General features: G+C 53.7%; 12 protein-coding genes and 1 tRNA gene. 7 read left to right on the top strand and 6 right to left on the bottom strand.

Going from position 1 to position 12,814, the window contains the following annotated elements:
• Positions 1-183 precede the first annotated feature (183 nt).
• The 3 genes from ACFQ14_RS16515 to ACFQ14_RS16505 are packed head-to-tail and all read left to right on the top strand — an operon-like array spanning position 184 to position 2,425.
• Positions 184-558 carry a hypothetical protein gene (locus ACFQ14_RS16515; RefSeq protein ID WP_377213857.1) on the top strand — a complete coding sequence of 125 codons (375 nt, stop codon included), beginning with the start codon at positions 184-186 and terminating at the stop codon, positions 556-558.
• Positions 555-1,748, top strand: coding sequence for a BaiN/RdsA family NAD(P)/FAD-dependent oxidoreductase (locus ACFQ14_RS16510; RefSeq protein ID WP_377213856.1), 1,194 nt, complete (start codon positions 555-557; stop codon positions 1,746-1,748). Before ACFQ14_RS16515 ends, ACFQ14_RS16510 begins: the two co-directional genes overlap by 4 nt.
• The gene (locus ACFQ14_RS16505; protein WP_377213855.1) at positions 1,745-2,425 is read left to right on the top strand and encodes a class I SAM-dependent methyltransferase; all 681 of its coding nucleotides are present in this window, start codon (positions 1,745-1,747) and stop codon (positions 2,423-2,425) included. Before ACFQ14_RS16510 ends, ACFQ14_RS16505 begins: the two co-directional genes overlap by 4 nt.
• Here ACFQ14_RS16505 and ACFQ14_RS16500 read toward each other — a convergent pair whose 3' ends face one another.
• The 3 genes from ACFQ14_RS16500 to ACFQ14_RS16490 form a co-directional block, all read right to left on the bottom strand.
• Positions 2,426-3,118, bottom strand: coding sequence for an SDR family oxidoreductase (locus ACFQ14_RS16500; protein ID WP_377213854.1), 693 nt, complete (start codon positions 3,116-3,118; stop codon positions 2,426-2,428).
• Positions 3,119-3,240: 122 nt separating this feature from the next.
• Positions 3,241-4,650, bottom strand: coding sequence for a type I glutamate--ammonia ligase (gene glnA / locus ACFQ14_RS16495; RefSeq protein ID WP_377213853.1), 1,410 nt, complete (start codon positions 4,648-4,650; stop codon positions 3,241-3,243).
• A 36-nt stretch (positions 4,651-4,686) separates the two neighbouring features.
• The gene (locus tag ACFQ14_RS16490) at positions 4,687-5,025 is read right to left on the bottom strand and encodes a P-II family nitrogen regulator (RefSeq protein WP_377213852.1); all 339 of its coding nucleotides are present in this window, start codon (positions 5,023-5,025) and stop codon (positions 4,687-4,689) included.
• Between the two features lie 386 nt (positions 5,026-5,411).
• On the opposite strand from ACFQ14_RS16490, the gene ACFQ14_RS16485 reads away from it, so the two are divergent.
• Positions 5,412-5,496, top strand: a tRNA-Leu gene (locus ACFQ14_RS16485).
• Positions 5,497-5,585: 89 nt separating this feature from the next.
• Here the strand turns inward: ACFQ14_RS16485 and ACFQ14_RS16480 are convergent.
• On the bottom strand, positions 5,586-7,112 hold the full coding sequence (locus tag ACFQ14_RS16480) for a DEAD/DEAH box helicase (protein ID WP_377213851.1): 1,527 nt from the start codon (positions 7,110-7,112) through the stop codon (positions 5,586-5,588).
• A 329-nt stretch (positions 7,113-7,441) separates the two neighbouring features.
• Here ACFQ14_RS16480 and tig point away from each other — a divergent pair, with 329 nt between their 5' ends.
• Entirely contained in the window at positions 7,442-8,788 is a 1,347-nt protein-coding gene (gene tig, locus ACFQ14_RS16475; protein WP_377213850.1) for a trigger factor, read from the top strand.
• Positions 8,789-8,849: 61 nt separating this feature from the next.
• On the opposite strand, the gene ACFQ14_RS16470 is transcribed toward tig, so the two are convergent.
• Both ACFQ14_RS16470 and ACFQ14_RS16465 read right to left on the bottom strand, forming a co-directional pair.
• Positions 8,850-9,188 carry a hypothetical protein gene (locus ACFQ14_RS16470; RefSeq protein ID WP_377213849.1) on the bottom strand — a complete coding sequence of 113 codons (339 nt, stop codon included), beginning with the start codon at positions 9,186-9,188 and terminating at the stop codon, positions 8,850-8,852.
• Positions 9,189-9,279: 91 nt separating this feature from the next.
• On the bottom strand, positions 9,280-9,942 hold the full coding sequence (locus ACFQ14_RS16465; RefSeq protein ID WP_377213848.1) for a class I SAM-dependent DNA methyltransferase: 663 nt from the start codon (positions 9,940-9,942) through the stop codon (positions 9,280-9,282).
• 281 nt (positions 9,943-10,223) lie between these two features.
• Here ACFQ14_RS16465 and ilvD point away from each other — a divergent pair, with 281 nt between their 5' ends.
• A complete protein-coding gene (ilvD, locus tag ACFQ14_RS16460) occupies positions 10,224-11,948 on the top strand; it encodes a dihydroxy-acid dehydratase (protein ID WP_377213847.1) in 1,725 nt (574 codons plus the stop codon).
• The gene (locus ACFQ14_RS16455) at positions 11,941-12,798 is read left to right on the top strand and encodes a tetratricopeptide repeat protein (protein WP_377213846.1); all 858 of its coding nucleotides are present in this window, start codon (positions 11,941-11,943) and stop codon (positions 12,796-12,798) included. Before ilvD ends, ACFQ14_RS16455 begins: the two co-directional genes overlap by 8 nt.
• Positions 12,799-12,814: the final 16 nt, after the last annotated feature.

Here is a 12,814-nt window from a genome sequence, read left to right as displayed (position 1 = left end):
TCGCTGGTCAATCCAGCAACGTTGCGCACGCCATATCTCGCAACACACCGCGCCAAACTCAAGGGTTGGCGGCGGGTTTGGCTTGCCCGACCGAAGATCGAAGGCACGTTTGCGCCGATTGATAATTTGGCGTTTTTGTCAGTTGAACCCGATCCGCAATGTGAATTGCTTGGATGCGTGGTTGTGGACCTCATTGAAAGTTTAGCCGCTCTGGATGAGCGTGAGTTTCTCTATGAAAGGCACAGTGTTGAAGCGGATAACTTAACTAGTTTGGACAGCGGTTTTGACGGCTCGGCTATGCCTTACTTTGTTTATGCGGCACAACCGCTTGAGGCGGCATCTGCTCAACCAAAAATTCTGCGTTCTTACCTTGATGCTGTAGCGCAGGGTTATCTTTCAGCATTCGGCCGGGAGGGACTGCGGCATTTCAAGGCGACCACACGCAACGGACATTTTTCAATATATGAAGACCGTTCAATGCCGCTCTATCCGCGCAGCATAAATTTGAACCAAGACGAAAGAGCCGCCATCGACGCGGCGTTTCCTAGCCAACCATGAGCGAGCATTTCGATACGATTATTCTTGGCGCAGGCGGAGCGGGGCTCATGGCGGCTGCCACTGCAGGGCAGCGTGGCGCTCGGGTTTTGTTGCTCGATCATGCTGACGCGCCGGGAAAGAAGATCCTGATATCAGGTGGTGGTAGGTGCAATTTCACTAACCTCAACCCGCGTGCTGAATGCTATCTTTCGCAAAATCCGCATTTCGCCAAATCTGCAATGAGCCGCTATACCCAGCACGATTTTATCGCGCTCGTGGAACGCCACGGCATCGCCTGGCATGAAAAGACATTGGGCCAGTTGTTTTGTGACGGCTCTGCCAGACAGATCGTGGCGATGCTGTTGGCCGAGTGCGAGAGCGGGGGTGTGGACATGCGCTTGTCGATGCCAATCGAAGAAGTGGCCTGTGAAGAGAGCGGTTTTCGTGTGTCGAGCGGTGGTAAGCAGTTCCGTGCGGGGAGTCTGGTGGTCGCGACGGGTGGACCGTCAATTCCCAAAATGGGTGCAACCGGCTTTGCCTATGACGTGGCTCGGCAATTCGGTTTGAAGGTAGTGGAACCGCGTCCTGCGCTCGTGCCGCTAACTTTGGGCCGCGAAGAGGCTTTGTTTCGTGATCTATCCGGCGTAGCAGCACCTGTGGTCGTACGCTGCGACAAGACAACGTTTCGTGAGGCCGCGTTGTTCACTCATAAAGGCCTGTCAGGGCCGGCAATCCTGCAGATATCTTCCTACTGGAAGCCCGGGCAGGCTATTTCTATCGATTTTGTGCCGGAACTTGGCGCTGATTTTCTTGCCGTGTTGAAGAAAAGCAATCCTGCGCAACTGGCCCGAAAAGCACTCATAGGACTTCTGCCGGAACGCCTTGTGGAGGCGCTTTGCGTGCGGACGGGGCTGGATGGACGTTTGGGCGATCTCAAAGATGGTTTTCTCTCATCTGTTTCGCAGCGCCTGCACGATTGGACATTCCAGCCCAATGGCACTGAAGGTTTTGCAAAAGCTGAAGTGACCATTGGGGGCGTCTCCACCGCTGAACTCTCGTCTCGAACGATGGAAGCAAAATCGGTGCCGGGGCTGTTTTTCATAGGGGAAGGTGTTGATGTGACCGGCTGGCTAGGCGGCTACAATTTTCAGTGGGCTTGGGCGAGTGGCGTTGCCGCTGGCGAGGCCGTAGCGGAGCGCAAAGCCTCATGAAGCCAAGTTGCAACATTTGTGGTGGCGATGAATTCGTGGTTTATCGAGGACGGGCAGCCGAGCAGTGCACTCAGTGCGGTTCTAAAGCACGGCACCGCATCGGATGGGATGTGTATGCCACCCATTTACTACCGATGATGAAACAACGGCCAAAGGGTAAGGTGCTGCACCTTGCCCCTGAAGCTGCGCTGCATGATTTGCTGAGCGATGAGTTGGGAGCGGGCTATATGCCTGCCGATGCTGCGCCCGAGCGTTATCCGCATGCGCAGTGTTTGAAGTTGTTCTTTCCTGATGATTTTACGATTTTTCCAGATGGCTATTTTGACGCCATCCTGCACAACCACGTGCTTGAACACATTCCCGGTCATTATGGCGACCATTTGCGCGCGTTCACGCGCTTGCTGTCGCCCGGTGGGAAGATGATTTTTTCGATACCGGGGCCTTATCTCGACCGTGAAACCATTGAAGGTGGCGAGCATCTGTCCAGCGATGCGGAGCGACTGGAGGCATTTCTGCAAGAAGATCATTTTAAGCTGATCGGCAGCGATTTTCCTGGCACGCTTACAAGCTTGGTGGGCGGTGCAGTCTTGGAAGATGGTATCACGGATGCACGTCGCGCCCAACTTTCTGTGCGGCCCGGCAAAGCGCCATTTTTTATCTGGCAGCGAGACGGATAATCAGTCTTCGACTGGCGGGGTAGGGATGACAAGCATATCGGCCACCATGGCCGTTGCTGGTTGGTCGATCATAAATACGAAAGCCCTGGCGATGTCGTCGGCACGCAGCGCTTGTGGTTTTTCATCGTCAAAGAACGGTGTGTCGACCATTCCTGGCTCCAGATTGGAAACACGAACGCCGGTACCGCTCAGTTCTTGCCGAAGATTTTGCACGTAGCCGCGAATGTACCACTTCGTTGCGCCATACACAGAGCCAGACAGCGTTGCGCGGCCTGCGCGTGAGCCGGTCATTACCAGATGGCCTTTGGATTTCTTGAGCACAGGAATGGCGACGTGGGCGGTCAGTGTTGCCCCGAATACATTTGTGTCGATCATTGTTTTGAAATTGTCAGGATCGCCATTTTCGGTGCCAGCTGCGCTCGCGCCAAGACCTGCATTGGCAAAAACAACGTCGACTTTGCCGTAGTGTTCGACGGCTTTCTCAATCATTGCCTTTTGCTCGTCCAAACTGGTTACATCGCATTCGATGGCGAGCGCGTGATCTTTACCCAGTTCGTCAACGAGGTTTGCCAGCTTGTCTATCGAACGCGCTGCAATTGCCACTTTGTGGCCTGCCTTCACGATGTGATGGGCGCAAGCCGCGCCTATTCCTGATGAGGCTCCGGTGATCAAAACGACCTTAGGTTCAGACATGCTTGTGTTCCTTTATTCAATGGATGAGCGGAAGAAACCGTTTTGAAAGCCAATGGTTCCGACCCGATTCAAAAAGGCCGGACATTGCTGCCCGGCCTCCTGTATTCGCGAAGTTCCGCCGTTTAGAGCGAGTAGTACATGTCGAACTCGACCGGGTGCGGGGTCATTTCGTAGCGGTCGTTTTCTTCCTCTTTCAGCTCGATATAGGCTTCGATCTGATCTTTTGTGAAAACGCCGCCTTCCAGCAGGTACTGATGGTCTTTGCGCATGGCTTCCATAGCTTCACGTAGCGAGCCGCAGACGGTTGGTATCTTTTTGAGCTGCTTTGGCGGCAGGTCGTAAAGGTCTTTGTCCATTGGCTCGCCTGGGTGGATCTTGTTTTTGATGCCATCAAGACCAGCCATCAACATCGCAGCAAATGCGAGGTATGGGTTGGCCATTGGATCCGGGAAACGCACTTCCATACGCTTGCCTTTGGGCGACGCTACATGCGGAATGCGGCATGACGCGGAGCGGTTTTTCGCTGAGTAAGCCAATAGAACAGGCGCTTCATAGCCCGGCACCAAACGCTTGTAGGAGTTTGTCGACGGGTTGGTGAACATGTTCAGCGACTTAGCATGCTTGATGATGCCGCCGATGTAGTACAGGCAAGTTTCGGACAGGCCGGCGTATTGATCGCCAGCGAACAAGGGCTTGCCGTCTTTCCACAAAGACTGGTGAACATGCATGCCTGTGCCGTTATCGCCAAACACTGGCTTGGGCATGAATGTCGCCGTTTTCCCATAGGCGTGGGCGACGTTGTGGACAGCGTATTTGTAGAGCTGCACTTCGTCGGCTTTACGGGTCAGCGTGTTGAAGATCATAGACAGTTCGTGTTGAGCGGCTGCGACTTCGTGGTGATGCTTTTCAACTTCCACGCCCATTGAACCCAAAACCGACAGCATTTCGGAGCGAATATCCTGGCAGGAATCGACTGGGTTTACGGGGAAGTAACCGCCTTTCGTGCGCGGGCGGTGGCCCATGTTGCCGGCTTCGTATTCGGTGCCAGTGTTCGTTGGCAGTTCATCGCTATCGAGCTTGAAACCTGTGTTGTACGGATCGGAGTTGAAGCGCACGTCATCGAAGATAAAGAATTCGGGCTCGGGGCCGAAATAGGCCGTGTCGCCGAAGCCACCAGATTTGATGTAGGCTTCTGCGCGCTTGGCTGTCATGCGCGGGTCACGCTCATAGCCCTCGCCAGTGTCTGGCTCGAGAATGTCGCAGAAGATTGCCATCGTGGAATGGCTGTAAAACGGGTCCATATAGGCCGTTTCTGTATCTGGCATCAGAACCATGTCTGAATCATTGATTGCTTTCCAGCCTTCGATCGACGAGCCGTCGAACATTGCGCCGTCAGCGAACAGGTCTTCATCTACCTGGCTGTTGTGCAGCGTTACGTGCTGCATTTTGCCCTTTGGGTCTGTGAAGCGCAGGTCGAGATACTCAACGTTCTCGTCCTTCATTTTTTTCATTAGGTCATTAGCGCTCGTCATAGGGATAATCCTCTAGTGTCGTTTGATTGTTCTTGATTAAACAGCTTCCGCGCCGGTTTCGCCGGTGCGAATGCGGATAGCTTGCTCGATGGATGAGACAAAAATTTTCCCATCACCGATCCGACCTGTTTCGGCCGCTTTGCGGATGGCTTCGATGGCAGGTTCCACCTGATCGTCGTTGACGACGACTTCAATTTTCACTTTCGGCAGAAAGTCGATGACATACTCGGCCCCCCGATAAAGCTCTGTGTGGCCTTTCTGACGGCCAAAACCCTTGGCCTCCAAAACGGTGATGCCCTGCAGGCCCACTTCTTGAAGCGCCTCCTTAACTTCATCAAGCTTGAACGGCTTGATGATCGCCTCGATTTTTTTCATCTGTGACCCCTGTTTCTCTCGGTCGCCAAGTTTGAGGCGGCATCTCGTGCAGCCGTTTCGGTGCTGAAGAACGCGGAACTGCTGGCACCTGCGCGCAGCTATGCAAGGGGTGTGCCAGTTTTAAACGTTGGATTAGAATTCTTGCGAAACGAAGCGTCGAAAATGGTTGAATCGGCGCATTTCGGTCAAAAATGCTCTCAACAGCATTGAATTTTGGGGATTTTGAGCGGTTTTGGACCAATAATGTGCCTCGATGGGGCCAAAGTGGGGTGAAATTTGAAGGTTTCGCCATTCACCGCTCAAATTTGCGCCAGATTGCCTAAATTGTGGGCATATTTCTGCCATTGACGGATGCCCCAAGCGTGCTAAACCGCCCGCACGACGCTGCGGCTGTGGCGGAACTGGTAGACGCGCTGGATTTAGGTTCCAGTATCGCAAGATGTGGAGGTTCGAGTCCTCTCAGCCGCACCACGATATGTATTGTGGATAATGTGTTTCAGGGGGTAAACGCCCCAACCTTCACCCCTCACTTGCTGAGATTCAAGCATTAGGCATCGAGATTACTGGCCTTTGCCTCTGTTTGACCTTCTGGGACGGCCTTCAGTTCTGCTGGACGACGGGCGATTGCCGCCTGCGCCTGCTGGTCTAGGCTTCTTGCCTTTGGGTTTGCCAGCAACCGATTTCTCGCCAGCACGCTTCGGGCCAAGGCCCGCAGGCTTTTCTTGGGGCTTATCGCGTCCAGGGCGACGGTTGGTGCTTTTTGGCTTGGACGGATGCTCTTCTGACAAGCCGTCCGCTCCTCTCGCAAATTGTTTCTTTGGCGAACTGGGATTAGGTTTTGATCCAATGCGCTTGCGGGAGGGGCCTGCCTTGGCTTTGCCACCACCAGTTCCGCTGCGATTACCACCACGATTTCCGCCGCCACCACCGCGTTGAGGCGCTTCGGCTTTATCATATTTCGGCCGTTCGCCGCTGGCGACGGGTATAGAGATGCCAACGAGGCGTTCGATCTGCTTCCACAAATCAACATCGCCTGCGGTGCAGAACGCGATGGCCTCGCCACCTTTACCGGCGCGGGCCGTGCGGCCGATGCGGTGTATATAATTTTCCGGCACTTCGGGTAGATCAAAGTTGTAGACGTGACTGACGTCTGGAATGTCAATTCCACGGGCGGCGACGTCGGTTGCCACCAGCACTTTGATCGTGCCGTCTTTAAACTCTCGGATAGCGCGGTCGCGCTGGCCCTGGCTTTTGTTACCGTGGATAGAAGCGGCCTTGTAACCAAATTCGACCAGTTTGTTCTTTAGCTTCTCTGCGCCGTGCTTCGTGCGAGCAAATACAATGGAGATACCATCCATATGTTCGCGCAGCATGTCGTCCAGCCGGTGTAACTTGTCGTTGCGGCCCATAAAATGAACACTCTGGCGAATTTTGTCTGCGGTCTGACCCGGAGGCGCAGTTTCGACGCGCACAGGGTCGCGCAGATAGGAGCGAGATATTTCTTCCATCAGTTTTGGCATCGTTGCCGAAAACAGCAGCGTCTGGCGCGGTGTCGCCAAGAGTTTTGAGATTTTTCGCAGATCGTGGATGAAACCCATGTCCAGCATCTGATCGGCTTCGTCCAACACCAGAAACTTCGCCTGATCCAAGCGAACAGCTTTGCGGTCGACCAAATCGAGCAGGCGACCCGGTGTTGCGACAAGAATGTCTGTGCCTTTTGAAAGATTGCGGGTTTGCACGTTGAGCGAAGCGCCGCCAACGACAACCGTGATGCGAATATGCGTACCCTTTGTGAACGAGCGCAGGTTGGCTGCGATCTGATTGGCGAGTTCGCGGGTAGGGGCCAGGATCAGCGCCTTGGTGGTCGTCGGTTCGCGCCAAGTATCGGCGCTCATGAGGTTTTGAACCAGCGGCAGGCCGAAAGCGGCCGTTTTGCCCGTGCCTGTCTTGGCGAGCCCCATAATGTCGTGTCCCTTCAGGATCAGCGGGATGGCTTGCTCCTGAATTGGGGTCGGAGTGACGTAATCGAGCGCGGCTGCCGCGTCGAGGATGCGCTCGGCAAGGCCGAGATCGTTAAAAGTTGTCAAAGTGAAAGCCTGTAAATATGCCGCGCGATAGCCGCTGCGGTCTCGTATTGTTGTGTTATGGCACGATCATGGGCAAAAAGCGACGGTAGATCGCGGCCACGCTCTGCCATTGCCACGCGCCCCCATTGCCCTGCCACAATCGTTCTGCTAATTGCCGCCGCACACATTGCGGTGTGCCCGTTGTAAGCCCCTAAACAAAGGGATTTCTTCGCGGCCACGCTCACAACGATCTGATCCACTTTCTCGTCTTTTTCAGGACGGCAATCACATCAGCCGGTTGAAGCGGTTTTCCCTGTTTCACTTGGCAACGCATACAAAGGCTTGAACCCATGCAGGTAAACGAAACGCTCAACGAAGGCTTGAAGCGCGAAATCGAAGTCGTCATTTCCGCCAAGGATATGATCAAAAAACGCGACGAGCGCCTGCTGGACCTTAAAGACAAAGTCAAAATCAACGGTTTCCGCCCAGGTAAAGTGCCGTTGTCGCATGTGTCCAAGCTTTACGGTAAGTCTGTGATGGCCGAGCTGGTCAACGAAACCATCGACGAGAACACAAAGAAGGTTCTCGCTGAACGTGCCGAGAAGGCAGCTCAACAACCCAAAGTTTCAATGACCGAGGACGAGGCTGAAGCGGAAGAAATTCTTTCCGGTAACAAGGACTTTAACTTCACCATCTCTTACGAAGTGATCCCACCATTCGAGATTGCGGATTTCTCGAAGATCAAGGTGGAGCGCCCGGTCGTTGAGGTGACCGACAAGCAAATCATGGAGCAAGTGGAGCGCATTGCGGAAAGCAACGCCACTTATCAGGAGAAAAAGGGCAAAGCAGCCAAAAAAGACCGCGTGACAATGGATTACCTGGGTAAAATCGAAGGCACGCCGTTTGATGGCGGTGCCGATACAAACGCACAACTGGTTCTAGGCTCCAACACGTTCATCCCCGGTTTCGAAGATCAATTAATCGGTATGAAGGCTGGTGATGAAGGCGAAGTGAAGGTTTCTTTCCCTGAAGACTATCCAGCCGAACATCTTGCAGGCAAAGACGCTGTATTCGACGTGCATGTTCACGAAGTTGCCAAGCCGGCAAAGACGGAAATCAATGACGAGCTGGCTAAAAATCTTGGCCTTGATGATCTCGATAAGCTGAAAGAGGTTATCAAGGACCAGATTTCAGGCCAGTACGAGCAGCAGACCCGCCAGAAAGTGAAGCGTCAGCTCCTTGACGAGTTGGACAAGACCCACAAATTCGATTTGCCGCAGGGTATGGTAGAGCAAGAGTTCAATAATATCTGGGCACAGATTACCCGCGATCTTGAACAAGCTGAACGCACTTTCGAAGACGAGGACACGACCGAAGAGAAAGCCCGCGAAGACTATCAGAAACTGGCGGAGCGTCGCGTGCGTCTTGGTTTGGTATTGGCGGAAATTGGCGATAAGGCCGAAATTCAGGTCACCGAAGAAGAATTGCAGCGAGCTCTTTACGAGCAGGTTCGCCAATATCCGGGTCAAGAGAAGGAAATCTACGATTTTTTCCGCAGTAACCCGGATGCAGTCGGAGGTCTTCGGGCGCCTATCTTTGAAGAAAAGGTCGTTGACCACATTCTTGAAAGTGCCAAGGTTACCGAAAAGACGGTGACCGAAGAAGAGTTGCTGAAAGACGACGAACTGCCAGTCTAGGCCTTTCTTAATATTTGTAGTTATAAAAAGGCGCTATCTCATTGAGATAGCGCCTTTTTTGTTAGTCGCACGTAAGCGCTCGATTGCCACGGGTGTTGGTGAAAGTACATCTGTAAGGGCCGCCACCAGAACGGTTATCGTAGACCGGCATGTTGGGGTTCCCCGCTGCCGCGCGTATGTCGCGTGTTATCAAGATGCGATAATAGTGGGGTTTGAGCACTTGATGAAGCTTTTCATGGCCACGCCCGTTATATGAATGGATCTTTTTCACTGCGGAATGCACTTGAGTGTCTTTCGCGCTTATCGAAAGCAGATGGGCAGGTGACGCTTGAGAAGAACCGGCTGCGATCATCGTAGCCGCCGCGGCTGCGACAATGGTTGTGGTGGCATGGCGAAACATGGGGCTTTTCCTTTATCCTAGGTGTGTTGGGCACGGAGTGGTCCCAAAATAACGCTTGGCCAATGTCGTGGCTGTGTCATTCTTCACACTGTCACACGCCGGAAAATTCTATGCTTTTGCGCATTGTGAGCACCCAGCCCATGACGTCGTGACCCGGCAGATGGTCTCCATGCTCGCGGGATAGGGTGGTCAGACGGCCCGATGCCTCCATTGCGTCTAGCTTCTTGCGCAAATGACCTTGCTCCCAAAACGGCTCGTTGAGTGCGATGATGAAGAGACCGTTGGGCTGAAGAATTCGTAGTAACTCATCACAGGCATCCGGATCGACGTGGCCGAATGAAAATACGCCAACTGCAACCACTGCCGCGAAGTGATTAGGAGGAATTTGCGCAAGCGGTTGGTTCAGGTCGGCTTCAAACAAGGCGGTGTAAACAGACTTTGCTTCAGCTTGATTGAGCATTTCCGGCGAGAAATCACATCCTGTGATGTCGTCGCAGCCGATCGACCTCAAGGCTACGCCTGACAAACCCGAGCCGCACCCGGCATCGAAGACCTTGCTGTGGACGTCAAAGTTCTGATCGACCAAAGCTTGGGCCACACGCGATGGCTGGGCGTAGCCATTTTCCTCCCCAATTTCCCGATCATAGTCTGCCGCCCACTTCTTGTAGTGATCGAGCGTGGCGTCCTTGCTATCCAGGCTGTAAGCCCGCGAAAAATGACCATTAGCGGGATCTTTTTGCGAATCGTCTGCCACAAACATTCTCCCGATCACTCCATTCACATCATGCAGACAGTGTGCGGCGCTGAGGCGGGTCTGTCGAGGTTTGAATGGGGCGGGATAAAGGTTCGTAATGTGTCCAGATGGCAACAGTTTGGAAACAGAATATTGGATATACAGTCCGTATGGCAGTTTGCCGTTATTCAACCACAAACCCTGCTCATTTCTGGTTTTACTCCGCGCATGACGCGAAAAATATCGGACACGGCAGGCAAGCGCCTTAAAACGCGCGATAGTCGACGAAAGAAAGACATTTTATGGACGCCAAGGTTTTCGATAAGAGCAAGTTGCCCAGCCGCCACACGACAATGGGGCCTTCGCGTGCGCCGCATCGCTCGTATTTGTATGCGATGGGTTTGTCGGAAGAGCAGATCAATCAACCGCTCGTTGGCGTTGCGACATGTTGGAACGAGGCTGCACCCTGTAACATTTCGCTGATGCGTCAGGCACAGCATGTCAAAAAAGGCGTTGCAGCAGCTCACGGCACACCGCGCGAATTCACCACGATCACCGTCACCGATGGCATTGCTATGGGGCACCAAGGGATGAAAGCATCTCTCGTCTCTCGTGATGTGATTGCGGATACGGTTGAATTGACAATGCGCGGCCATTGCTATGACGCGATTGTCGGTCTTGCCGGTTGCGATAAATCTCTGCCCGGCATGATGATGTCTATGGTGCGCCTGAATGTGCCGTCGATCTTTATCTATGGTGGTTCAATCCTTCCCGGTTCGTTCAAAGGCCGCCCTGTGACCGTACAAGATGTGTTTGAGGCCGTTGGCCAACATTCCGTCGGCAATATGAGCGATGAAGACCTGCATGAGCTTGAGCAGGTCGCTTGCCCTTCTTCAGGTGCATGTGGCGCTCAGTTTACCGCCAACACAATGGCAACGGTGTCAGAAGCGATTGGCCTTGCGCTGCCTTACTCTGCCGGTGCGCCTGCGCCTTATGAAATCCGTGACCGCTTTTGCTCGGCAGCTGGTGAAAAGGTGATGGAACTCATCGCGCGCAACATCCGCCCTCGCGATATCGTTACTCTGCAAGCGCTTGAAAATGCGGCTACTGTGGTGGCCGCTTCAGGTGGTTCGACCAACGCCGCGCTTCATCTTCCCGCAATTGCCAACGAGATCGGGATCAAATTCGATTTGTTCGACGTAGCTGAAATTTTCAAGCGCACGCCTTACATCGCGGACTTGAAGCCCGGTGGGAAATACGTGGCCAAAGACATGTTTGAGGTCGGTGGTATTCCATTGCTGATGAAAACACTGCTCGATGGTGGGTTCCTGCACGGCGAATGCATGACAGTCACAGGCCGCACAATTGCCGAAAACATGGATTACGTGAAATGGAACGATGATCAGGACGTGGTTTATCCGGTTTCTAACCCAATAACGCCAACCGGTGGCGTCGTCGGCCTGAAAGGTAATCTCGCACCGGAAGGTGCAATTGTGAAAGTTGCAGGCATGGCCGAACAGACATTCACAGGTCCGGCGCGCTGTTTCGACAGTGAAGAGCTCGCCTTCGAGGCGGTAAACAACCGCGAATACGAAGAAGGTGAAGTTCTGGTAATCCGTTATGAAGGACCAAAGGGTGGACCTGGCATGCGTGAAATGCTGGCAACTACCGCTGCGCTTTACGGACAGGGTATGGGTGAGAAAATGGCACTCATCACCGATGGTCGTTTCTCTGGCGCAACGCGCGGCTTCTGCATCGGCCATGTCGGGCCTGAGGCTGCAGTTGGTGGGCCGATTGGCTTGCTGAAAGACGGCGATATTATCTCGATTGATGCAGTGAACGGCACAATCGAAGTGGACTTGAGTGATGAAGAACTCGCCGCTCGGGCCAAAGAATGGAAACCGCGTGAGACGGACTATACGTCTGGCGCGATCTGGAAATACGCGCAGACTGTCGGCTCAGCCGTCAACGGCGCGGTCACTCATCCAGGGGGATGGGAAGAAAAGAACTGTTATGCGGATGTATAAAACCCTTGTTGCAACGGCTCTGACGGCAGGCGTCCTTTCGGCGTCTGCAGGTTTTGCTGTCGCCTTTGACCCCACCAAGGTGGGTGACGGCGATGCGGGACCACAGATCATCTTGCGATACGGCTATGATGCTTTGAAAGCTGGTAAAATGGAGGAGGCGCTAGGCGCTTTCCGCCACAATGCCGATCAGAACCATTTGCCGTCGCAATGGAAGCTGGCGCGTATGCTGCAGTCCGGCAACGGCGTTCAGCGCGATCAATTGGCTGCCTATGAACTTTACAGCAAGATTGCTGACCGTTTCGCAGAGCGCCCTCCAACGCGGTCTGAACGTCCTTATGTTTCAAGCGCTATTGTGGAATTGGGCAAATATGCGCTCGTTGGCATTGAAGGGACCCGCGTGATGGCTGATGCTCAAATAGCGGAGACACATTTCAACAGAGCAGCGCTGCTCTACGGTGATGCTAATGCTCAATATTATCTCGGTCATCTCTATCTTGATGAAAGCCGTGGTATGGTGAACCCCGTTCGTGCAGCCCGCTGGTTCAAGCGTGCCAGCCGCAAGGGGCATGTTTTGGCACAAGCACAGCTTGGTCAGATGTTGTTCCACGGGCAGGGTGTTCGCCGCAATCCGGTTCTGGGTCTTGTTTATCTTACTCGCGCTTCAGCGACTGGAAGAGCCCAGAAACTGCGGCAGCTTCGCAAAGATGCATTTGCATCGGCCAGCGATGCGCAACGTCGTGCCGCAAAAAAGATACTCGATAAGCTGAACATCGTTGTCGAAAATGAAGAGCTTGCGCCCATCCCCTCCGGCGGCGGTGCGTTCGGCCTTCAGGCAAATACATCCGAGTGACCCCGTTCCCCGGATG

This window comes from Pseudahrensia aquimaris (assembly GCF_042676045.1).
GTDB lineage: Bacteria > Pseudomonadota > Alphaproteobacteria > Rhizobiales > Rhizobiaceae > Pseudahrensia > Pseudahrensia aquimaris.
The sequence above is the reverse complement of the archived record's forward strand: the minus strand, read 5'-3'. Positions and strand labels throughout refer to the sequence as shown.

Coding starts and splice junctions, on each gene's coding strand:
- ACFQ14_RS16455 (WP_377213846.1), top strand. CDS start 11,941: ATGTATAAAACCCTTGTTGCAACGGCTCTGACGGCAGGCGTCCTTTCG.
- tig (WP_377213850.1), top strand. CDS start 7,442: ATGCAGGTAAACGAAACGCTCAACGAAGGCTTGAAGCGCGAAATCGAA.
- ilvD (WP_377213847.1), top strand. CDS start 10,224: ATGGACGCCAAGGTTTTCGATAAGAGCAAGTTGCCCAGCCGCCACACG.
- ACFQ14_RS16505 (WP_377213855.1), top strand. CDS start 1,745: ATGAAGCCAAGTTGCAACATTTGTGGTGGCGATGAATTCGTGGTTTAT.
- ACFQ14_RS16470 (WP_377213849.1), bottom strand. CDS start 9,188: ATGTTTCGCCATGCCACCACAACCATTGTCGCAGCCGCGGCGGCTACG.
- glnA (WP_377213853.1), bottom strand. CDS start 4,650: ATGACGAGCGCTAATGACCTAATGAAAAAAATGAAGGACGAGAACGTT.
- ACFQ14_RS16510 (WP_377213856.1), top strand. CDS start 555: ATGAGCGAGCATTTCGATACGATTATTCTTGGCGCAGGCGGAGCGGGG.
- ACFQ14_RS16500 (WP_377213854.1), bottom strand. CDS start 3,118: ATGTCTGAACCTAAGGTCGTTTTGATCACCGGAGCCTCATCAGGAATA.
- ACFQ14_RS16490 (WP_377213852.1), bottom strand. CDS start 5,025: ATGAAAAAAATCGAGGCGATCATCAAGCCGTTCAAGCTTGATGAAGTT.